The following is a 19638-nucleotide window of genomic DNA, read 5'->3' as shown; positions in this document are numbered from 1 at the left end:
AGCCACCGATGCCCACCCTGCGCTGGTATTTCGACTTCGTCTCGCCCTACTCCTACCTGCACTGGCAGAAGGTGAAGCGGCTGCCGCAGTTCGAGCACATCCAGCCGGTACCGATCGCCTTCGGTGCGGTCCTGCACCATCTGGGCAACCTCGGCCCGGCCGAGATCCCGGCCAAGCGCCGTTTCATGTACCGCCAGCTGCTGTGGACCGCGCAGGCCGAGGGCACCCCGCTGCGCTTCCCGCCAGGGCATCCGTTCAACCCGCTGGCGGCGCTGCGCCTGTGCCTGGCTGCGGGCGTCAGCACCGAGGCGGTCGATGTGCTGTTCGACTGGATCTGGCGCGACGGCCACGCGGCTGACAGTGCCCCGGCCCTGCGCGAACCCGCCGCCCGGCTGGGTATCAGCGACGTGGAGGCCGCCATTGGCGAGCCGGCGATCAAGGAGCAGCTGCGTCGCAACACCGACGCGGCGATCGAGGCTGGCGTATTCGGCGTGCCGACACTGGCCATCGATGGCGAACTGTTCTGGGGCAACGAAACCCACCCGCTGATGGTGGCGGTACTGGATGACCCGGGCCTTCTGGATCAGCCGGACTGGCAGCAGGCGGTGGCGCTGCCGATGGCGGTGCAGCGCAGTCGCTGAACAGGCGTTGACGCGTTTCCCTCGCGCGTCCGATCCAGTTTTGAGATAGTTTTCACATTTCCGAACCTACAACCGCCCTGGAGGGGGAGCTGCGGATGCGCATCGGAATCGTCGTCGACTCGGCCTGCGACCTGCCGCAGGACTTCATTGCCGAGCACAACATCGTGCTGTTGCCGATCACCGTGCGGATCGGCGAAGCCGTGCTCGCCGACCACCGCGACGAGCAGGCCACGTTGAGCTTCCTGCACGCACACGTCGCCGAACACGGCGCCGAAGCGGAGACCATCCCCTTCAGCGTCAACCAGATCCGCGACCTGTTCCTGCAACGCCTGGTGATCGACTACGACCACGTGTTCTGCATGACCATCACCAAGACCCGCAGCCCGATCCACGACAACGCGCTGCAGGCCAGCTTCGCCATCCTCAACGACTACAAACCGGTGCGGCAGGCGGCAGGCTACAACTCGCCATTCGCGCTACGCGTGCTGGATACCCAGAACCTGTTCGCCGCACAGGCGGTGACGGCGGTGGAAGCCGTGCGCCTGCGTGCCAGCGACGCCAGCGTGCAGCAGATCCGCGAGCGCCTGGAAGAACTGGCCGGCAACGTACACGGCTACATGGTCACCCGCGACCTGTACTACATGCGTGCCCGCGCCCGGCACAAGGGCGACCGCAGCGTCGGCCTGCTCAGCGCGGCGCTGGGCAGTGCGCTGGACATCAAGCCGGTGCTGCATGGCTACCGTGGCGAGACCGGGCCGGTGGCGAAGATCAAGGGGTTCGACAATGCCGTGCTGAAGCTGTTCGGCGTGGTCGGCCAGCGCGTACGCGCCGGCCTGATGACGCCCACTGTGTGCGTCAGCTACGGCGGCGAACTGGACGAACTGCGCGCCCTGCCCGGCTACGCGCAGATGAAGGAGGTCTGCGCCGGCCATGGCGTGACCGTGTACGAATCGGTGATGAGCCTGACCGGCATGGTCAACGTCGGCAAGGGCGCGGTCACCGTGGGCTTCGCCGATGGGCCGCATCGGTTTGAATGAAGGTCAACCACGCGCTGGAATCTGCACATCGGTTCCACCGCATTTATGCCAGCCTTGCCGCACCACAAGGAGATCACCATGCCTGCGCAGTACCACATCAGCCTGCCCGACCCGTCCAAGGCCCGCGGCAACGACCCCGACCTGGCCTTCCATTCGCAGGGCGCCGCCGGCCTTGCCGAAGAACTGCAGAATGCGCTGCGCAATGGCAGCCTGTTCGAGCGCTGGCGCGACAAGCAGCCGGACCCGGATGCGGTGGAACCGCAGTGGGGCGTGACCGATCCGGACGCCACCGTGACCGGCGAGCAGAAGGATCTGCGCATCAACCTGGTGGCTACCACCCGGATCGACAGCGACGTGTTCAAGCAGCGCCTGCGACTGCTGGCCGGGCACCACTGGGAACTGCGCGACGTACGTTGAGCTCCGGCTCGGGTAGACGCCAACCCTGGTTGGCGCTCCCCAAAAGGCTGCCAACCAAGGTTGGCATCTACCCGTTCCTCGTTGCCGGCACTACCCGGCACCTGGGTGTGCTGCTATCGTGCCGCCGCCAACGGCGACCGCACGGATTGCACATGGACCCCAAGCTGAAAGCCCTCATCGAGCAGACCAACCTGTCGGACCTGCTGCCGCCGGCGACCCAGGAAATGGACCTGCAGCAACCGGTGGCACCGCCGGAACCGGCAAAACCGCAGCCCGCCCGTTCCACCAACGATGCACTGCAGGTGCATTTCGGCGGTACCGACATGGTCGGCAAGCTCGCCAATGCGCCCACCAGTGGACGGATAAAGACCTTCGCGATGATCCTGCTGGGCGGGCCGACCATCGTGCTCGGCCTGCTTCTGCTGGGCATGGTCTGGACCGAGCCTGGCAAGTCGGTGTTCGCGCTGGTCTACGGCACGGTCATCGCAGCGGTGTTGATCGGCATCTGGCCTTATCTGCTGTTCCGCAAGCGCGAGAAGCCGTCGGACTGAGGCGGACTGCCTGCCAGGTTGCCGGCCGGCGGCCGGCACTACCATCCTGCGCCCTACCAACCGCCACCCAGCGCGCGGTACAGCTCCACGCGTGCAATCGCCGCCGTCGCTTGGCTGTTGGCCAGCGCCGCTTGGTTGTCCAGCGCGATGCGCTGCGTGCTCAACACATCCAGCATGTCGACCACGCCGGCCTGGTACTGCCGACGCGCGGCCCCCAGCGCCGTCTCGCTCTCATCCACCGCCACGTGCAGCTGCGCGGTACGCTGCTGTTCGGCGGCATAGCCATCGATGGCATCGTCCACTTCATGCCAGGCCTGCAGCACGGTACGGCGGAACTGCAGCGCCGATTGTTGCTGCTGCAGCCTGCTCAGCGCCAGGTTGGCCTTCAGGCGTCCGTCCTGGAAGATCGGCAGGCTGATCGACGGCCCGATGCTGAAGCGATGCGCGTTCCAGCCATCCAGGTCGGCCAGCTGTTTGGCCTGGAAACCGGCATCGCCAGTCAAGGTGATGCGCGGCAGGAAGCTGGCTTTGGCCACGCCGATGCCCGCCGTGGCTGCGTGCAACGCCGCTTCGGCGCGACGGATGTCCGGCCTTCGCTCGGCCAGCTCACTGGGCACGCCCACGGCAACGGTCGGCAATGCAGGCCAGTCGCGGCGTGCGATCTGCAGCTGCGCGTCCAACGCCTGCGGCGGCTGCGCCAGCAGGAACGCCAACGCATTGCGCAATTGTGATTCGCGATGGCGCAGCGGCGCGATACGCGCCTGCAACGATGCCACCTGTGCCGCCGCACTGGACACCTGCAGCGTGCTGGCCACGCCATGGCGCTGGCGTGCCTCGGTCAACCGCTTGATGTCGCGGGCAATGCTGAGGTTGTCCTCGGTGATGGCCAGCAGTTGGCGCGTTGCGCGCAACTGCAGGTAATCGCGCGCAGTCTCCGCCAGCAGCGCGATACGCACCGCATGTGCGTCCTCCTCGGCCATCTGCACGCGTGCGTCGGCGGCCTCCACCTGGCGGCGTACGCGCCCCCACAGATCCAGTTCCCAGCTCATGCCGATGCCAGCCTGGAACAGGCCATAGTCCTCACGACCGCCGTTGCCGGACGGATCGTTCAGGCCTACCTCGCTGTTGCGCGCGCGCACGCCGCTGGCGGTGGCGTTGACGCTGGGCAAGCGATCGGCAGCGGTGACACCACGCGCGGCGCGGCTCTGCTGCACGCGGTTGGCAGCCAACTGCAGGTCGAGATTGGCCTGCAGTACCTGCGTCGCCAATTGCCCCAGCAGCGGGTCGTCGAAACCGGACCACCAACGCGCATCGTCATCCAGCGCAGCTGATGCCACCGTTGCGCCCTGCCACTGCGTCGGCAGTTCGGCCTGCGGGCGCACGAAGTCCGGGCCCAGCGTGCAGGCGGTCAATGCCGCGCACAGTGCCGCTGCAGCCAGTACACGCGGGAATATGCGGATCATGCGCCCTCCCCGCCCGCGCGGTGCTGCTGGCGCTGAGCACTCTGCACCCGCTGCGGACCCTGCAGATCCACGCTCGCTTCCACCGACATGCCGGCACGCAGCTGGTCCAGCAGCGGCTGCTCCGGCTCCAGCACGATCTTCACCGGAATGCGCTGCACTACCTTGGTGAAGTTGCCGGTCGCGTTTTCCGGTGCAACCGCAGCGAAGGTCACGCCCGTGGCCGGTGCAATGCTGTCGATGTGGCCGCGCAGGGGCGTACCGGGGAACACGTCGACCGTCAGTTCAACCTGTTGCCCAGGTTGCATGCGGGTCATCTGGGTTTCCTGGAAGTTGGCAACCACGAAGGCACGCTGCAGCGGCACCACCGCAGCCACCGGCGTGCCCGGGGTCAGGTAGGCACCGACGCGCACTGCGCGGCGCCCGACCATGCCGTCGATCGGTGCACGCAATACTGTGTGCGACAGATCCAGTTCGGCGCGCGCCTGTGCGGCCTCGGCACGTTGCACGCCTGCCTGAGCGGCCTGCACGCCGGCAGCGAGGATGTCGGTGCGCTGGCGCGCGGTCGACAATGCGGCCTGGTCCTGTTGCAGGTGCGCACTGGCCACGGCCTGCTTCGACTGCGCCTGCTGTGCATTCTGCACGGTACCGGCGCCATCGCGGGCCAGCTCGCGGTAACGCTGCCCGTCGGCGCTGGCCAGGGTCAGTTCGGAGCGGCTGACATCCACACTCGCCCGGGCTTGTTCGATCAGCGAGCCCTGCTGTGCCAGCGCTGCCTGTGCGTTGGCCAGCTGCGCACGCGCGTTTGCCAGGTCGGCGCGGGCGGCCAGCAACGCGACCTGGTAGTCACGATCATCGATGCGGGCCAGCACGTCGCCGGCCTTCACCGCTTGGTTGTCTTCCACGTCCACCGCGCTGACGAAGCCGGCGATCTTCGGTGCGACCACCGTGTAATCAGCAACCACGTAGGCGTTGTTGGTGGCCTGGTGGCTGCCGTCGCGCAGCAGCAGCCAGGCGGCGCCGGCCAGGACCAACACGCCCAGGCCAAGGCCGGCGTTGAGGTACGTTCGATTGATTGTCATGAGGGGGCTCCTGCAAAGGGAATCAGGCCACGGCACGTGGCGGATGGATGCGGGTGGGCATCCAGGCAATGAGGGGAATGAAGGCCAGCGCGACCAACGCGACCAGCAGATACAGATCGGCCGAGGTCAACGCCTGCACCTGCGCATGCAGGCGCGAGCCCAGTTGCGGCCCCTCGGCCAGCCACGGCTGTTCACCGAGGCGGTCGACCAGCACGGTGGAATGGAAATGTCGGCGTCCCTGCGCGACCGCTTCAAGCACACCGCTGGCCAGCACCGCGGCAAAGCCCTTCGCCGTGTTGAACCACGCCGAGGCGAAGGGGCCGTCCTGTGGCGCAAGGCCCCCGGTGGCCAGCATCAGCAGCGGCAGTACCGCCATCGGCTGCGCAAACACCTGCAGCAGCTGCACCCACAGGAAGTTGTCGCCGATCCAGCTGACGTCCAGATGTGCGCCCAGCCAGCAGGCCAGCGCCAGCAACGCCAGGCCGGTGGCCTGCACCCAACGGCAATCGACCGCGCGGATGTTCAGCAGTGCGGCCACCAACGGCAGCGCGATGACCTGCGGTACTGCCACCCACAGCAGCATCGGCGCGGTCTGTTGCGGCCGATAGCCCTGCACGCTGGCGAGGAAGCCGGAGGGAATGGAGATCACCGCCAGCAGCACGAACAGCACGCCACCGAGCGTAATCAGCGAATAGCTGAGGTTGCGGTTGGCCAGCAGCTGCAGCTTGAAGAACGGCAACGGATGGAACCATTCGTTGATGAAGAACAGCACCAGCAGACCCGCACCGCCCCCCAGCATCAGCGTGATCAACGACGAGTCGAACCAGTTCAAGCGCGGGCCCTGCACCAGGCCCAGTACCAGCAGCACCAGCGCCGGCAGGCCGAGCATCAGGCCGACGCCGTCGAACTGGGCGAAGCGCTCCAACCGCAACGGATCCTGTGGCAGCCCCCAGCCGACCATCGCCATCGCTGCCAGGCAATAAGGCACGATCTGCCAGAACGCCCAGTGCCAGCCCACCTGCTCCACCCAGAACGCGGCCAGCGGGGTGCCCATGCTCGGCCCGAAGGTGGCGGTCAGTGCGTAGGCGGCCAGGCCATAGAGCTTGATGCCTGGCGGCAGGAAGCGCAGTGCCACGCTCATCAACAGCGGCGGCAAGGCACCCCCACACAGGCCCTGCAATGCGCGCAGCACCAGAAAGGTCTGCAGGTTGGGCGCCAGCGGGCACAGCACGCCCAGCACCATGAAGCCGCCGATCATCACCAGCGCGAAGCGGCGCAGCGAGAAGGTGGCGGCGCACCACGGTGCGAACGCCATCGCGCTGACCGACATCGCGCTGTACAGCGCCACGATCCAGCTGCCGTCATCGACGCTGAAACCCATCGCACCGCGGATGTCGGCCAGTGCGACCTTGGTGACGTTCTCGTTGAAGCCCGACACCAGCACCGCCAGCAGCACACCGCACAGCCCGACCAGGATGCGCCGGTCGAGGCCAGGTGCAGCGACGGGACGGGACGCTGCCGGCGCCGGCAGTACGGCGGCAGGCGTGCTCACTGCCGGCTGCCGATCCGTGCAGTGCACGGCATATGTGGAGTCATTGGATTGCGCTCAGTGAAACTATCGGGAGCGCAGTCTAGAAAGGTCGTTGCCTGCGAAAAATGGCGTGCCCGGCATCACAGGCGTGCGTCCAGCGCACACCTGCAGGCGATCAGTGGCGGGCCGCTTCGACCGAATCACACATTCCCTTGATTGCCCGCCGCAGCCACTGGTGCGCCGGGTCGCTGTCCATGCGCGGGTGCCAGGCCTGCACCAGTGCAACGGTACGCACCGGCACCGGCAGCGGGAACATGCGCAGCGGCAGGCCCATGTGGGTGATGCGGTCGAGCATCACGCTCGGCATCTGCGGCAGGACCAGGTCCGAATCGGCGGCGGCGAAGATCGCACCGTGGAAGGTGGGGATGACCACCGCCACCCGCCGCTGCAGGCCGAGCGCGGCCAGTTCCTCGTCGATCGGACCGTGCGCCAGCCCGCGCCGGGACACGGCGATGTGGTCGCAAGCGGCGAAGCGCTCGGCACTGATGTCGCCGTCGAACAGCGGATGATCCTCGCGTGCCGCGCCCAGCAGCGAGGTGGTGAACAGGTGCTGCACCTTGGTTTCCGCGCTGTGCTTGCCTGCGGTGCTGATGTACAGGTCGATCCGCCCCTGCACCATCGCATCGTCATCGGTATCGCCTTCGGGCACGAAGCGCAGCATGCAGCGCGGCGCCTGTTGGCGGAACACTTCGCGCAGGCGGCCGCCATAGCTGCCGATGAACACATCGTTGGCGCGCACGCTGAACGTGCGTTCCAGGGTCGCCATGTCAACCTCGCGGCCCGCGTTGAACACACGGTGTGCCTGCTCGATCACATCGCGTACCTGCTCACGCAGTTCCAGCGCACGTGGCGTGGGGGCAAGCCCACGCCCGGCGCGCACCAGCACCGGATCGCCCAGCGCCACCCTCACCCGGCCAAGGGTACGGCTCATCGCCGGCGCACTGAGGTTCATCCGTCGCGCGGCGGCCGCCACACTGCATTCGTCGATAAGCACATCCAGTGCCAGCAAGAGGTTCAGGTCCGGCAGGGGCATGGCAGTCTCCCGTAAATGCGATGACTCTACTGCAATCCAAACCCGCCAGAGTTGCGTCCTGTGCACGCATTGACTGCGGCGCACGGCATGGGTGCGCGCGACGGCATGCGCGACCATCATTGCCCTGCAAAGGAGCTTTTCATGTTCAACACCCTGCTGGTCGCGCTTGATGGCGGCCCCCAACACGACCGCGTGCTGGACCTTGCCGCCGCCATGGCCGGCCCCCGCAGCCGCCTGCACCTGCTGTGCGTGCTCGATCCCGAATTTGCACTGGCCGCCAATACCACCGATGCCGACCGCCGCGAATATCCCGCCGCCGCCAAGCAGCAGGCGCATGCCGAAGCCGTGCTGGCCGACGCCCTGGCCGAGCTGCGCGAGCGCGGCGTGGACGCCATCGCACAGCTGCCCTGCGGCGACCCGGGTGAAGTGATCAGCGCGCAGGCGCGCCGCCTGCAGTGCGACCTGATCGTCATCGGCCACCGACATCTGTCACGTCTGCAGCGCTTGTTCGAGCCCTCGGTCGGGCAATGGACCATCGATCACGCGCCCTGCCCGGTGCTGGTGGAAACACGCGATCCGTAGGTGCGCCGGCGCCAGCGCTGAACGGCTGCGGGACGTGCTGCCGTGGCCATTGCGCCGGCATGCTCAACAGTCCAGCGTGCCGTGCGCGTTCCCGTCGTCGTCCAGCACATGCGCGTGCAAGGTCACCTGGTTGCGGCCTGCACGCTTGGCTGCGTACAGGCCGGCATCGGCATCGGCCAGCAACTGCTCGGCGCTGGCCAGCGCCGGCGGATGCAGGTAGCCCACACCCACGCTGATGCTGACCGGGCCTTCCGGCAGCGGCAGTGCTTCCACCGCCTCACGCAGTCGCTCGGCCAATGCCAGCACACCTGACAACGGGCTGCCGGGCACGATCACTGCGAACTCCTCACCGCCATAGCGCGCCACGCTGTCGGCCGCACGCCCGGCGGTGGCCTGCAGCACCGCGGCCACCGCCTGCAGGCAACGGTCACCCGCGGGATGACCGTGCTCGTCGTTGAATGCCTTGAAATGGTCGATGTCCACCAGCAGCAGGCCCAGTTCGGTGCCGCTGCGGCGCGCGCGGTTCCATTCGGCCAGCAGCAGCGTATCGAACTCACGGCGGTTGGCTACGCCGGTCAGGCCATCCTGCCGCGCCAGCTGATCCAGGCCCGCCTGCCGTTCCAGCAGGTCGATCTGCAGCAGGGTGCTGCGCAGGCCGAAGCCCAGTGTCGCCACCACGAAGCCGGTCACCGCCAGCGGCCGCGCGTGGTCCACCACCAGGGTGCCGACCACCAGCAGCAGCAGGGGCAGGATGATCGGTCCGCCCGCCTGCACCAATCGCAGCAGGCGTGGGTGCAGCACAAAGCCCGGCGCGGGTGCCTGGCGCAGCGCCAGCAATGCCAGCAGCAGGAACGGCAGATCGATCAACAGATCGTTGAAGGCACCGAACGACTGCTCGGCGGTGTAGTGATTGATGTAGAACGCCAGCAGCAGATAGGACAGCGCATACAACGCCAGTGCGCGGTAGAAGCTGCGTCGTTCGGGCGCATCGCCGGCGACCCAGCGCACCACCGCGAAACCGGCGATGCACAGGTTCTGGATGTCGAACATGCGCTGCATGTGGGCCATCGCCTGGTCATCGATGTCGATGCGATCGGCAAAGGATTGCGTGTGTACGAAGAACAGCACGCCCAGCAATGCAGCCATCACGCCGTCGATCAGGCTGATCATCCGGCGTTCGCGCCGGGCACGGGCCAGGATGAACACCAGTGGCACGCCGTACAGCACATACAGCAGCAGGCTGACGCGTGGGGTGATGTCGGCTCGGCCGGCGCCCAGCGCATCGGCCATGTTGAAGGCCATGCCACCGGCCCACAGCAGCAGCGCGACCGCAGTGGCCCGCCAGCCGAGTGCAGCCCGGTCGCGCTGGCCGCGCCACAGGCAGGCCGCGGCGGCCAGCAGGGGCGCCGCAGTCAGGAACACGAACGATCCCCCACCGGCCGTGCCCGGCCAGAACGCCACGACCAGGCCGTGGCAGATCACGAACATCAGCGCCAGCACAACCAGCATGCATCCCCCATGCGCAAGGCCGTATGGCGGCACGATAGCGCGCCACCACGCCACAGCGGCGTGATCCACTGCGGCAAACCGACACTCCGCGTGCACCCGGCCGCTGGCCTGCAACCCCGAGAAAACCCAGGTCTGCAGGTTGCCGGCCAGCGGCCGGCACTACCAGCGGTCAGGCATGCAGGGCCCGGGCGTGGTGTGCGATGTGCTCGCCGATGAAGCTGGCGATGAAGTAGTAGCTGTGGTCGTAGCCCTGCTGCAGGCGCAGGGTCAGCGGATGACCGGCCGCTTCGCAGGCCTGCTGCAGGCGCTGCGGCTGCAGCTGGGTCTGCAGGAACTCATCCCCCTCACCCTGGTCGACCAGCAGCGGCAGGCGTTCGCTGGCGTTGGCGATCAGCGCGGTGGCGTCCCACTGCGCCCAGTCGGCTGGTTTGTCGCCCAGGTAGGCGGTGAAGGCCTTCTGGCCCCACGGCACCTGGCTGGGCGCGACGATCGGCGAGAACGCCGAGACGCTGCGGTATCGGCCCGGGTTGCGCAGCGCGATCACCAGTGCGCCGTGGCCCCCCATCGAATGGCCGCTGATCGCGCGTGCGTCGTTCACCGGGAAGTCCGCTTCGATCAGCGCCGGCAGTTCCTGCACCACGTAGTCGTGCATGCGGTAGTGCTTCGCCCACGGCTGTTCGGTGGCATTGAGGTAGAAGCCAGCGCCCTTGCCCAGGTCATAGCCCTCGGCATCGGCCACGTCATCGCCGCGCGGACTGGTATCCGGGGCGACGATGATGACGCCGTGCTCGGCCGCATAGCGCTGCGCACCGGCCTTGGTGATGAAGTTCTGCTCGGTGCAGGTCAGCCCGCTCAGCCAGTACAGCACCGGCAACTTCTTGCTGGCGGCCTGCGGCGGCAGGTACACGGCGAACTGCATGTCGCAGCCCAACGTAGCGGAGTGATGGCGGTAGACGTCCTGCCAGCCGCCGGCACAGGCGCGGTGTTCGATGCGTTCCATGGGGTTTCCTCCCGAGGGGTGGCAGGCTCAATGGCCCGCCACCTGGCGTGGCTCAGTAGTGGACCACCGAACGGATCGACTTGCCTTCATGCATCAGGTCGAAGGCGTCGTTGATCTTGTCCAGGTCCATGGTGTGGGTGACGAACGGGGCCAGTTCGATATCGCCCTTCATCGCGTCTTCGACCATGCCCGGCAGCTGGCTGCGGCCCTTCACGCCACCGAAGGCGGTACCCATCCACTTGCGCCCGGTCACCAGCTGGAACGGACGGGTGGAGATCTCCTGGCCCGAACCGGCCACGCCGATCACCACGCTCTGGCCCCAGCCACGGTGTGCACATTCCAGCGCCGCACGCATCACGCTGGTGTTGCCGATGCACTCGAAGCTGTGGTCCACGCCCCAGGTGGTCATCTCGACGATGACCTGCTGGATCGGCTTGTCGAAGTCCTTCGGGTTGATGCAGTCGGTCGCGCCGAACTCGCGCGCCAGCTCGAACTTGGACGGATTGGTATCCACCGCGATGATGCGGCCGGCCTTGGCCTGGCGCGCACCCTGGATGACTGCCAGACCGATGCCGCCCAGACCGAACACGGCCACGCTGTCGCCTTCCTGCACCTTGGCGGTGTTGTGCACCGCGCCGATGCCGGTGGTCACGCCGCAGCCGAGCAGGCAAACGTGTTCCGGGTTCGCGTCCGGGTTGATCTTGGCCAGCGACACTTCGGCCACCACGGTGTACTCGCTGAAGGTCGAGCAGCCCATGTAGTGGTAGATCGGCTCGCCGTTGTAGCTGAAGCGGCTGGTGCCGTCAGGCATCACGCCCTTGCCCTGGGTCGCCCGCACCGACACGCACAGGTTGGTCTTGCCGCTCTTGCAGAACAGGCACTCGCCACACTCAGCGGTGTACAGCGGAATCACGTGGTCGCCCGGTTTCACGCTGGTCACGCCTTCGCCCACTTCCACCACGATGCCAGCGCCTTCATGGCCCAGCACCACCGGGAACAGGCCTTCCGGGTCATCGCCGGACAGGGTGAACGCATCGGTGTGGCAGACACCGGTGTGGGTGATCTTCACCAGCACTTCGCCAGCCTTCGGCGGAGCGACGTCGATCTCGACGATCTGCAGCGGCTGGCCGGGACCAAAGGCGACGGCGGCACGGGATTTCATGGTGGCACTCTCCAGAAAGGTAAAGGAAAACAGGATGCGCGGCGCTGTGTCGCGCCGTCGTTCATTTCAGGTACGAGCGGATCAACGCGCTCATGTCGCGCACGCGTTCGGCGCGTTGTTCATCGGAGGCGGCAGGCTGGCCGAACTCCTCGCGCAGGTGCGCTTCCATCACTTCGGACATCAGGCCGTTGACCGCACCACGGATGGCGGCGATCTGCTGCAGCACCGGCCCGCAGTCGGCGCCGGCTTCCAGCGCGCGGTCCAGCGCATCGCACTGGCCGCGGATGCGGCGCACGCGGGCGAGAACCTTCTTTTTTTCTTCGGGGGAGTGCGGCATGACGGCCCACCTCGGAACTATACTGGGGGATAGTATACAGACCCGTCACGCAAACTCAATCGAAGGCGCCCTCGGCCGCCAATCGTGTCAGCTCATCCACCACGTAGCGCACCTTCGGCCGCAGGTGGCGGGTGGGCGGCCACAGCGCGTGGATGTCGATATGCCGCTGCATGTGCTCGTCCAGCACCGAGTGCAGCGCGCCCGATTCCAGATGACGGCGCATCAGTGAAATGGGCATCTGGCAGATGCCCAGCCCGGCGATGGCCGCATCGATCACCGCGTCACCGTCGTTGAGCTGGTAGGCCGCATTCGGGATGAAGGTTCCTTCCACATCATCGCTGCCGATCCGCCACGCCACCGGCTGGCCGTGGCGGAAGCCGACGATGCTGCGATGCTGTGCGAGCTCCTCGACGGTATGCGGGGTGCCATGTGCCCGCAGGTACTCCGGAGATGCGCAGGTGACCAGGCGTTGGCGTCCCAGCCGCCGCGCAACCAGATGCTCGGCCTGATGCAGGCCGCCGAAGCGGATCAGCAGGTCGATGCCTTCCTCGACGGGGTCGACGAAGTGATCGGTGAAGGTCATCGTCAACTGCAGATCCGGGTACTGCCGGCACAGTCGCAACAGCACCGGCAGCACCACCAGCCGCCCGAACGAGGATGGCATGTCGATGCGCAGCCGCCCGCTGGGCAGCCCGGCCGAACCCAGGCAGGCCTCGGCTGCGGAGATTTCTTCCAGCGCTGCCGCGCAGGAGGCGTAGTACGCCTCGCCGTCAGTGGTCAGCGCGATGCGCCGCGTGGTGCGATGGAACAGCCGCACGCCCAGACGCACTTCGAGCCTCGCGATGGCCTTGCCCACCGCCGAGCGCGAGATGCCCAGCGCATCGGCCGCTTCGGTGAAGCTGCCCGAGCGCGCCGTGGTGACGAAGGTGACCAGGCCATTCAAGGATTCCAGCGGCGGCATCATTTCCTGCTCTCCATTGGGGACAAATAGTCCCCCACCAAGGGAAATCGAAGCGCTTTATGCGTCTGCATGTCAACTCCATCCTGTGTGCATCGCGCCACTGGCGCCCTCCCCCGCACCGAGATGACTGACATGACCGCCGCCCTGTTCCGCCCGTTCGACCTTGCAGGACTGCCCCTGCACAACCGCATCGCGATGGCCCCGATGACCCGTGCCCGCAACCCCGGTTCGGTCGCCAATGAGCTCACCGCGCAGTACTACCGGCAGCGCGCCAGCGCCGGCCTGATCATCAGCGAAGGCACGCCGGTTTCGCCGCAGGGCCAGGGCTACATCGATGTGCCGGGCATCTGGTCGGCCGAGCAGGTGGCCGGTTGGACGCTGGTCACCGAGGCGGTGCATGCCGCTCAGGGCACGATCTTTGCCCAGCTCTGGCACGTCGGCCGCATGTCGCATTCCTCACTGCAGCCCGATGGTGGACAACCGGTCAGCGCCGGCACGCGCCCGGTGGCCAGTGCACCGAAGAACACCTCGTTCGTGTATCTGGACGACGGCAGCCGTGGCCATGCCGATCCGACTCCGGCTCGTGCGCTGGTTACTGCAGAGATTCCCGGCATCGTCGACGACTTCGTGCGCGGTGCTGAGAATGCCATCGCCGCCGACTTCGATGGCATCGAACTGCATGCCGCCAACGGCTACCTGTTCGAGCAGTTCCTCAACCCGCTCATCAACCAGCGCGAGGACCGCTACGGCGGCTCGCTGCCGAACCGCGCGCGGCTGATCCTGGAGACCGTCGATGCGATGGCGCAGCGTATCGGTGCGCAGCGTATCGGTGTGCGGCTGGCACCGAACAACCTGACCTTCGACATGCCGTTCTACCCGGACAACGAAGCCACCTACCTGTACCTGGCCGAAGAACTGGGCAAACGCGGGCTGGCCTACGTGCACCTCAACGACAACCTGCAGCAGGGTGAATCGGTGCTGGGCGAAGCGTTCCTGCAGCAGTTCAAGCAGGCCTACGGCGGCACGCTGATCCTGGCCGGCGGCATGACCCGCGCCCGTGCGCTGAAACTGGTCGAGGCCGGCGCCATCGACCTGGCCGCCTTCGGCCAACCGTTCATCGCCAACCCGGACCTGGTCGAGCGCCTGCAGCGCGATATCGCGCTGGCCTCGCCCGACCGCAGCACCTACTACGGCGGCGGCGAAGCAGGCTACCTGGATTACCCGCGCGCACACTAGATCCACACCATGCATAGATGCGGCGCACCGGCGGCCGCCGGTGTGCCTCGCCTTGATGCAACCAGACAGCAGGCGCATGGTTGTCCGGCATCCCATCGGCCATCCACCATGCTCCCCTCCGCCGCCTCCTTCATCGTCAACCTCGACGTCCCCGACATCACCAGCGCCGAAGCCTTCTACACCCAGGCCTTCGGCCTGCACGCCGGCCGCCGCCTCGGCCCGGGTGCGCTGGAACTGCTGGGCGGACCGACGCCGCTGTATCTGCTGCAGAACGACGCCGGCAGCGCCGCCACCGAAGACGGCGACGTGCGCGATTACGAGCGTCACTGGACGCCGCTGCACCTGGATTGGGTGGTGGATGACATCGAGGTCGCGCTGAGGCGTGTGGTTGCGGCCGGCGCCACGCTCGAACAATCCGTGCGCGAGCGGCGCTGGGGAAAGATCGCCGTGCTGGCCGATCCCTTCGGCCACGGCTTCTGCCTGATCCAGTTCAGCGATGCAGGCTACGACGCCCTGCTGGACTAACGCGCCTGCTCACTACGGCACAGGTGTGAGCAACGCGCGCGGTGGAACTTCAGGCGTGCCGCCACCGGCGGATGTGCTGCCAGGTGTATCGCTGGTGACGGTATCCATGGTGAATGCTTCGGCAGATGAAGTCCGGAAAATACGGAAACGAAATAAGTTTCCAAATTCCCGGGGTGCGCTAGAATGTGCGCGATGACTGCCACCGCCACGCCCGATCCGATCGCTACGCCGCGTCGCCGCGGCCGTCCAGCACGGCCAGAAGCCGACGTACGCCATGCCGTGCTGCAGGCGACGCTGGATCTGCTGCTGACGCAGGGTTACGAAGCGACCACCATCGAAGCGGTCGCCGCGCATGCCGGTGTGGCCAAGAAGACGGTGTACCGGCATGCCGGCAACCGTGACGAGCTGGTGGGCCTGGCGGTGCGCGAGTGGACCGATGGCTTCGCACCGCAGCTGCAGCGTGATGCCCGCCACGCCGATGACGTGCTGCCACTGCTGCACGACATCCTGCAGGCGGTGTGCGCGCAGGCACTGTCAGCGCAGGCGGTGCGGGTGTTCCGCCTGTTGACCACCGACTTCCCGGGGAAGGACGCGCTGCTGCAGGCCTACCTCGACAACGGCATCGGTCGCGGTCGTGCGCTGCTGACGGACTGGCTGCGGCGGCAGCAGCAACGTGGTCTGCTGCGCGCCGGTGATCCAGAGCAGATGGCGCGGCTGGTGCTGTCCATGGCCGTGGCCGAACCCCTGCGCGAACGCGCCATCGGCGTGGTTGCCGAGGACGCATCGGTGGATGCGCATCTGCGCGACTGCCTGCAGTTGATGGAGCCGATGTTGCAGGCTGCGTAACGTGGTGCCATCCACGCATGGCGTGGATCTACTGTGCAAGGGCATCCTCGCGTGGCGTGGCTCGAAATGGGCATGCGGCAGTGGATCAGTAGTTCCACGCCATGCGTGGATGCGACCCACCACGATTCACTCGCGCAGCATATCCACGAACGCGCGCAGCGCTCCAGGCATCTGCCGCTGCTTGGGGTAGTACAACGCGAACCCGGCAAACGGTTCGCTCCAGTCTTCCAGCACCGCCACCATCTGCCCCGAGTCGATGTACGGCCGCGCGGTGTCTTCCAGCACATAGGCCAGGCCGATGCCATCGAGCACCGCGCCAACCACGGTGCCCTGCTCGCACAGCGTCAGCCGCCCCGGTACGTCGATCTCCAGGGTCTGGCCCTCGCGCTCGAACTGCCACTTGTACAGATGGCCGCTGGCGAAGCGGAAACGCACGCACTCGTGTGCAGCCAAGTCGCGCGGGTGCTGCGGAGCCGGCCGGCGCCGCAGGTACTCGGGCGAACCGACGATCAATCCGCGCAGCGGCGGTCCCATCGGCACCGCCACCATGTCCTCGGGCACGAACTCGTGCAGGCGCACGCCGGCGTCGTAGCCCTCGGCGACGATGTCGACCAGGCCATCGTTCTCGGTCAGTTCCACCCGCACGTCCGGATGGGCGTGCAGGAAGCGCGCCAGCCTCGGACCCAGCTGGGTCGCCACCGCCGCCCGCGTCGCGTTGATCCGCAGCAGGCCTGCGGGAACGGCACGGAACTGGTTCATCTCTTCCAGCGCATCGTGCACCTGGCCCAGCGCCGGCTGCAGGCGTTCCAGCAGGCGCTGCCCGGCCTCGGTCAGGGCCACGCTGCGGGTGGTGCGATGGAACAGGCCCACCCCCAGCCGTTCCTCCAGCGCGCGGATTGCATAGCTCACCGCCGAGGTCGACAGGGCCAGTTCGGCGCCTGCCCGGCGGAAGCTGCGATGGCGGGCGACCGCGGCGAAGGCAGCCAGGTGGGACAGATTGTCAGTGGCCATGATTGTGCAGTCTGCCTTGATGAATCATGCCGATATATGGGCTTCTTACCTTGCGGTACGGGGCGTATTGTAAAACGCCTTTCGACAAACCCGCCAAGGATTCCCCATGTCCCTCGCCCGTGGTTACGCCGCCCATACCCATACCGATCCGCTGGTACCTTTCGAGTTCGAGCGCCGCGCCGTCGGCCCGAACGATGTGCGCATCGAGATCCTGTACAGCGGCATCTGCCATTCCGACCTGCACCAGGCCCGCGACGACTGGGGTGGCTCGATCTACCCGATGGTGCCGGGCCACGAGATCATCGGCCGCGTGACCGAGGTCGGCAGCGACGTCACCCGCTTCAAGGTCGGCGACCATGCCGGCGTCGGCTGCATGGTCGACTCCTGCCGCCACTGCGATGCCTGCGAACACGACCTGGAGCAGTACTGCGCCGAAGGTGCCACCTGGACCTACAACGGCCGTGAACGCGCTGACGGTGCCCCGACCTACGGCGGCTATTCCGACCACGTGGTGGTCGAGCAGCGCTTCGTGGTCAAGGTCTCCGAAACGCTGGACCTGAAGGCCGCCGCGCCGCTGCTGTGCGCCGGCATCACCACCTGGTCGCCGCTGCGCCACTGGAAGGTCGGCCCGGGCCAGAAGGTCGGCGTGATCGGTCTGGGCGGTCTCGGCCACATGGGCGTGAAGTTCGCCAAGGCGCTCGGTGCGCACGTGGTGATGATCACGACCACGCCGGAAAAGGGTGCCGACGCCAAGCGCCTGGGCGCCGATGAAGTACTGGTCTCGCGTAATGCGGCGCAGATGAAGGCCCACGCCGGCAGCTTCGACTTCCTGCTCAACACCATCCCGGTCGGCCATGACACCAACCCGTACATGGGCCTGCTCAAGCGCGAGGCCACCATGTGCCTGGTCGGCGTGCTGACCGAACTGGACCCGCCGTTGACCGGTGGCAGCGTGATCTTCGGTCGCAAGCACCTGACCGGCTCGGCGATCGGCGGCATGGCTGAAACCCAGGAAATGATGGACTTCTGCGCCGAGCACGGCATCGTCAGCGATGTGGAGATGATCGACATCAAGAACGTCAACGAAGCCTGGGAGCGCATGGCGAAGAACGATGTGCGCTACCGCTTCGTGATCGACATGGCGACGATGAAGAACGCCGCCTGATCCAAGGCGGACGTGAAAACGAAACACCCCGGCAATGCCGGGGTTTTTCGTTTGGTAGTGCCGGCCGCTGGCCGGCAACCCCGTACATCTGCCGGCCAGCGGCCGGCACTACCGCAAGGCGATCAGTACGCGAATTCGCGGAACACCGGATCCACATCGCCGTGCCAGCGGCCATGGAACAGCGCCAGCTTGCGCTCGGCCGGGGTCAGGCCGGACTCGACGATTTCCTGCAGCACGTCCAGGAACTTGCTTTCATCCTGGCCATCGGCATTGCGCGCCGCACGGCGCTTGAGGCCTTCCACGGATATCTTCACTGCTTCGCGCGCCAGATCACGCACGGTGCCATTGCGGAACGGCAGGTTCATCGCATGCTTGGGCACGCCATCACGCAGCGCATGGCGTTCGACCAGGCTGAAGTCGCGGACCAGGTCCCACGCCGCGTCCAGCGCGGTGTCGTCGTACAGCAGCCCCACCCAGAAGGCCGGCAGCGCGCACAGGCGGCTCCACGGGCCACCATCGGCCCCGCGCATTTCCAGGTACTTCTTCAGCCGCACTTCCGGGAACGCGGTGGTGGTGTGGTCCGACCAGTCGCGCAGCGTCGGCAACGCGCCCGGCAGCACCGGCAGCTTGCCCTGCATGAAATCGCGGAAGCTCTGCCCGCTGGCATCGTGGTAGATGCCGTCGCGGTAGGAGAAATACATCGGCACGTCGAGCAGGTAGTCGACGTAGCGCTCGTAACCGAAGCCGTCTTCGAACACGAAGTCGAGCATGCCGGTACGGTCGGCATCGGTGTCGGTCCAGATGTGCGAGCGGTAGCTGAGGTAGCCGTTCGGCTTGCCTTCGGTGAACGGCGAGTCGGCGAACAACGCGGTGGCGATCGGCTGCAACGCCAACGACACGCGGAACTTCTTCACCATGTCCGCTTCGCTGGCGTAATCCAGGTTCACCTGCACGGTGCAGGTGCGGGTCATCATGTCCAAGCCCAACGAACCGACCTTGGGCATGTACGAACGCATGATCTTGTAGCGGCCCTTCGGCATCCACGGCATTTCATCGCGCGTCCACTTTGGCTGGAAGCCCATGCCAAGGAAGCCCAGCTGCAGTTCACCGGCCACCTGTGCCACTTCATTGAGATGGGTGCCGGTTTCCACGCAGGTCTGGTGGATGGTTTCCAGCGCCGCACCGGACAGTTCCAGCTGGCCAGCGGGCTCCAACGTCACCGAGGCACCATCACGCAGCAGGGCGATGGTGTTGCCGTTTTCCTGCACCGGCGTCCAGCCGAAACGGACCAGGCCGTTGAGCAGTGCCTCGATGCCACGCTCGCCCTCGAAGGTCGGTGGGCGCAGGTCATCCAGGCGGAACCCGAACTTCTCGTGCTCGGTACCGATGCGCCACTGCGAACGGGGCTTCTCGCCGGAGGCGATCTCCGCCACCAGTTGCGAGCGGTCGGTAATGGGCGTATCGGCGACGTGGCTGGGGCTCGACAAGGGGG

General features: G+C 66.8%; 20 protein-coding genes. 9 read left to right on the top strand and 11 right to left on the bottom strand.

Going from position 1 to position 19638, the window contains the following annotated elements:
* The first annotated feature begins 8 nt into the window (after positions 1-8).
* From HUT07_RS02765 to HUT07_RS02750, 4 genes are all read left to right on the top strand, one after another.
* Positions 9-641, top strand: a complete 633-nt coding sequence (locus tag HUT07_RS02765) for a DsbA family protein (RefSeq protein WP_176019634.1) — start codon at positions 9-11, stop codon at positions 639-641.
* A gap of 95 nt (positions 642-736) precedes the next feature.
* Positions 737-1678: a DegV family protein gene (locus HUT07_RS02760; RefSeq protein ID WP_049464775.1), complete on the top strand. Its 942-nt coding sequence runs from the start codon at positions 737-739 to the stop codon at positions 1676-1678.
* Between the two features lie 78 nt (positions 1679-1756).
* On the top strand, positions 1757-2095 hold the full coding sequence (locus tag HUT07_RS02755) for a hypothetical protein (protein WP_176019633.1): 339 nt from the start codon (positions 1757-1759) through the stop codon (positions 2093-2095).
* Between the two features lie 152 nt (positions 2096-2247).
* Positions 2248-2646, top strand: a complete 399-nt coding sequence (locus tag HUT07_RS02750; RefSeq protein ID WP_176019632.1) for a hypothetical protein — start codon at positions 2248-2250, stop codon at positions 2644-2646.
* A gap of 53 nt (positions 2647-2699) precedes the next feature.
* Here the strand turns inward: HUT07_RS02750 and HUT07_RS02745 are convergent, their stop codons facing one another.
* The 4 genes from HUT07_RS02745 to HUT07_RS02730 all read right to left on the bottom strand — a co-directional run bounded on the left by HUT07_RS02745 (position 2700) and on the right by HUT07_RS02730 (position 7812).
* Entirely contained in the window at positions 2700-4109 is a 1410-nt protein-coding gene (locus tag HUT07_RS02745) for an efflux transporter outer membrane subunit (RefSeq protein ID WP_176019631.1), read from the bottom strand.
* On the bottom strand, positions 4106-5188 hold the full coding sequence (locus HUT07_RS02740) for an HlyD family secretion protein (RefSeq protein ID WP_176019630.1): 1083 nt from the start codon (positions 5186-5188) through the stop codon (positions 4106-4108). The genes HUT07_RS02745 and HUT07_RS02740 overlap by 4 nt, the downstream gene beginning before the upstream one ends.
* Positions 5189-5210: 22 nt before the next feature.
* Positions 5211-6740: an MFS transporter gene (locus HUT07_RS02735; RefSeq protein ID WP_176019629.1), complete on the bottom strand. Its 1530-nt coding sequence runs from the start codon at positions 6738-6740 to the stop codon at positions 5211-5213.
* Between the two features lie 154 nt (positions 6741-6894).
* On the bottom strand, positions 6895-7812 hold the full coding sequence (locus HUT07_RS02730) for a LysR family transcriptional regulator (protein WP_176019628.1): 918 nt from the start codon (positions 7810-7812) through the stop codon (positions 6895-6897).
* A 141-nt stretch (positions 7813-7953) separates the two neighbouring features.
* Between HUT07_RS02730 and HUT07_RS02725 the strand changes: the two genes are divergently transcribed.
* Positions 7954-8394 carry a universal stress protein gene (locus HUT07_RS02725; protein WP_176019627.1) on the top strand — a complete coding sequence of 147 codons (441 nt, stop codon included), beginning with the start codon at positions 7954-7956 and terminating at the stop codon, positions 8392-8394.
* A gap of 63 nt (positions 8395-8457) precedes the next feature.
* On the opposite strand, the gene HUT07_RS02720 is transcribed toward HUT07_RS02725, so the two are convergent.
* The 5 genes from HUT07_RS02720 to HUT07_RS02700 all read right to left on the bottom strand — a co-directional run bounded on the left by HUT07_RS02720 (position 8458) and on the right by HUT07_RS02700 (position 13363).
* Entirely contained in the window at positions 8458-9903 is a 1446-nt protein-coding gene (locus HUT07_RS02720) for a GGDEF domain-containing protein (protein WP_176019626.1), read from the bottom strand.
* A gap of 169 nt (positions 9904-10072) precedes the next feature.
* Positions 10073-10903 carry an S-formylglutathione hydrolase gene (gene fghA / locus HUT07_RS02715; protein WP_176019625.1) on the bottom strand — a complete coding sequence of 277 codons (831 nt, stop codon included), beginning with the start codon at positions 10901-10903 and terminating at the stop codon, positions 10073-10075.
* A 52-nt stretch (positions 10904-10955) separates the two neighbouring features.
* Positions 10956-12065 (bottom strand): S-(hydroxymethyl)glutathione dehydrogenase/class III alcohol dehydrogenase, encoded by a 1110-nt coding sequence (locus HUT07_RS02710; RefSeq protein ID WP_176019624.1) that lies wholly within the window; start codon positions 12063-12065, stop codon positions 10956-10958.
* A 61-nt stretch (positions 12066-12126) separates the two neighbouring features.
* Positions 12127-12402: a formaldehyde-responsive transcriptional repressor FrmR gene (frmR, locus tag HUT07_RS02705; protein ID WP_005411009.1), complete on the bottom strand. Its 276-nt coding sequence runs from the start codon at positions 12400-12402 to the stop codon at positions 12127-12129.
* A 55-nt stretch (positions 12403-12457) separates the two neighbouring features.
* Entirely contained in the window at positions 12458-13363 is a 906-nt protein-coding gene (locus HUT07_RS02700) for a LysR family transcriptional regulator (RefSeq protein WP_176022460.1), read from the bottom strand.
* Positions 13364-13495: 132 nt separating this feature from the next.
* Here HUT07_RS02700 and HUT07_RS02695 point away from each other — a divergent pair, with 132 nt between their 5' ends.
* The 3 genes from HUT07_RS02695 (at position 13496) to HUT07_RS02685 (ending at position 15970) form a co-directional block, all read left to right on the top strand.
* Positions 13496-14599, top strand: a complete 1104-nt coding sequence (locus HUT07_RS02695) for an alkene reductase (RefSeq protein ID WP_176019623.1) — start codon at positions 13496-13498, stop codon at positions 14597-14599.
* A 108-nt stretch (positions 14600-14707) separates the two neighbouring features.
* Positions 14708-15124, top strand: coding sequence for a VOC family protein (locus tag HUT07_RS02690; RefSeq protein WP_176019622.1), 417 nt, complete (start codon positions 14708-14710; stop codon positions 15122-15124).
* 192 nt (positions 15125-15316) lie between these two features.
* Complete coding sequence (locus HUT07_RS02685) at positions 15317-15970, top strand: TetR/AcrR family transcriptional regulator (protein ID WP_176019621.1); 654 nt, start codon at positions 15317-15319, stop codon at positions 15968-15970.
* A gap of 126 nt (positions 15971-16096) precedes the next feature.
* Here HUT07_RS02685 and HUT07_RS02680 read toward each other — a convergent pair whose 3' ends face one another.
* Positions 16097-16981: a LysR family transcriptional regulator gene (locus tag HUT07_RS02680; RefSeq protein ID WP_176019620.1), complete on the bottom strand. Its 885-nt coding sequence runs from the start codon at positions 16979-16981 to the stop codon at positions 16097-16099.
* A gap of 106 nt (positions 16982-17087) precedes the next feature.
* On the opposite strand from HUT07_RS02680, the gene HUT07_RS02675 reads away from it, so the two are divergent.
* Positions 17088-18146: an NAD(P)-dependent alcohol dehydrogenase gene (locus HUT07_RS02675; RefSeq protein ID WP_176019619.1), complete on the top strand. Its 1059-nt coding sequence runs from the start codon at positions 17088-17090 to the stop codon at positions 18144-18146.
* Positions 18147-18268: 122 nt separating this feature from the next.
* Here the strand turns inward: HUT07_RS02675 and HUT07_RS02670 are convergent, their stop codons facing one another.
* Entirely contained in the window at positions 18269-19633 is a 1365-nt protein-coding gene (locus HUT07_RS02670) for a glutamate--cysteine ligase (RefSeq protein WP_176019618.1), read from the bottom strand.
* Positions 19634-19638: the final 5 nt, after the last annotated feature.

Source organism: Stenotrophomonas sp. NA06056, assembly GCF_013364355.1.
Classification (GTDB): domain Bacteria; phylum Pseudomonadota; class Gammaproteobacteria; order Xanthomonadales; family Xanthomonadaceae; genus Stenotrophomonas.
The sequence above is the reverse complement of the archived record's forward strand: the minus strand, read 5'-3'. Positions and strand labels throughout refer to the sequence as shown.

What these genes read in the sequence shown, in the direction of transcription:
- HUT07_RS02765 (WP_176019634.1), top strand. Translation starts at nt 9, where the DNA reads ATGCCCACCCTGCGCTGGTATTTCGACTTCGTCTCGCCCTACTCCTAC.
- HUT07_RS02740 (WP_176019630.1), bottom strand. Translation starts at nt 5,188, where the DNA reads ATGACAATCAATCGAACGTACCTCAACGCCGGCCTTGGCCTGGGCGTG.
- HUT07_RS02720 (WP_176019626.1), bottom strand. Translation starts at nt 9,903, where the DNA reads ATGCTGGTTGTGCTGGCGCTGATGTTCGTGATCTGCCACGGCCTGGTC.
- HUT07_RS02685 (WP_176019621.1), top strand. Translation starts at nt 15,317, where the DNA reads ATGACTGCCACCGCCACGCCCGATCCGATCGCTACGCCGCGTCGCCGC.
- HUT07_RS02680 (WP_176019620.1), bottom strand. Translation starts at nt 16,981, where the DNA reads ATGGCCACTGACAATCTGTCCCACCTGGCTGCCTTCGCCGCGGTCGCC.
- HUT07_RS02730 (WP_176019628.1), bottom strand. Translation starts at nt 7,812, where the DNA reads ATGCCCCTGCCGGACCTGAACCTCTTGCTGGCACTGGATGTGCTTATC.
- HUT07_RS02710 (WP_176019624.1), bottom strand. Translation starts at nt 12,065, where the DNA reads ATGAAATCCCGTGCCGCCGTCGCCTTTGGTCCCGGCCAGCCGCTGCAG.
- fghA (WP_176019625.1), bottom strand. Translation starts at nt 10,903, where the DNA reads ATGGAACGCATCGAACACCGCGCCTGTGCCGGCGGCTGGCAGGACGTC.
- HUT07_RS02675 (WP_176019619.1), top strand. Translation starts at nt 17,088, where the DNA reads ATGTCCCTCGCCCGTGGTTACGCCGCCCATACCCATACCGATCCGCTG.
- HUT07_RS02755 (WP_176019633.1), top strand. Translation starts at nt 1,757, where the DNA reads ATGCCTGCGCAGTACCACATCAGCCTGCCCGACCCGTCCAAGGCCCGC.
- HUT07_RS02760 (WP_049464775.1), top strand. Translation starts at nt 737, where the DNA reads ATGCGCATCGGAATCGTCGTCGACTCGGCCTGCGACCTGCCGCAGGAC.
- HUT07_RS02725 (WP_176019627.1), top strand. Translation starts at nt 7,954, where the DNA reads ATGTTCAACACCCTGCTGGTCGCGCTTGATGGCGGCCCCCAACACGAC.
- HUT07_RS02690 (WP_176019622.1), top strand. Translation starts at nt 14,708, where the DNA reads ATGCTCCCCTCCGCCGCCTCCTTCATCGTCAACCTCGACGTCCCCGAC.
- frmR (WP_005411009.1), bottom strand. Translation starts at nt 12,402, where the DNA reads ATGCCGCACTCCCCCGAAGAAAAAAAGAAGGTTCTCGCCCGCGTGCGC.
- HUT07_RS02700 (WP_176022460.1), bottom strand. Translation starts at nt 13,363, where the DNA reads ATGCCGCCGCTGGAATCCTTGAATGGCCTGGTCACCTTCGTCACCACG.
- HUT07_RS02750 (WP_176019632.1), top strand. Translation starts at nt 2,248, where the DNA reads ATGGACCCCAAGCTGAAAGCCCTCATCGAGCAGACCAACCTGTCGGAC.
- HUT07_RS02745 (WP_176019631.1), bottom strand. Translation starts at nt 4,109, where the DNA reads ATGATCCGCATATTCCCGCGTGTACTGGCTGCAGCGGCACTGTGCGCG.
- HUT07_RS02695 (WP_176019623.1), top strand. Translation starts at nt 13,496, where the DNA reads ATGACCGCCGCCCTGTTCCGCCCGTTCGACCTTGCAGGACTGCCCCTG.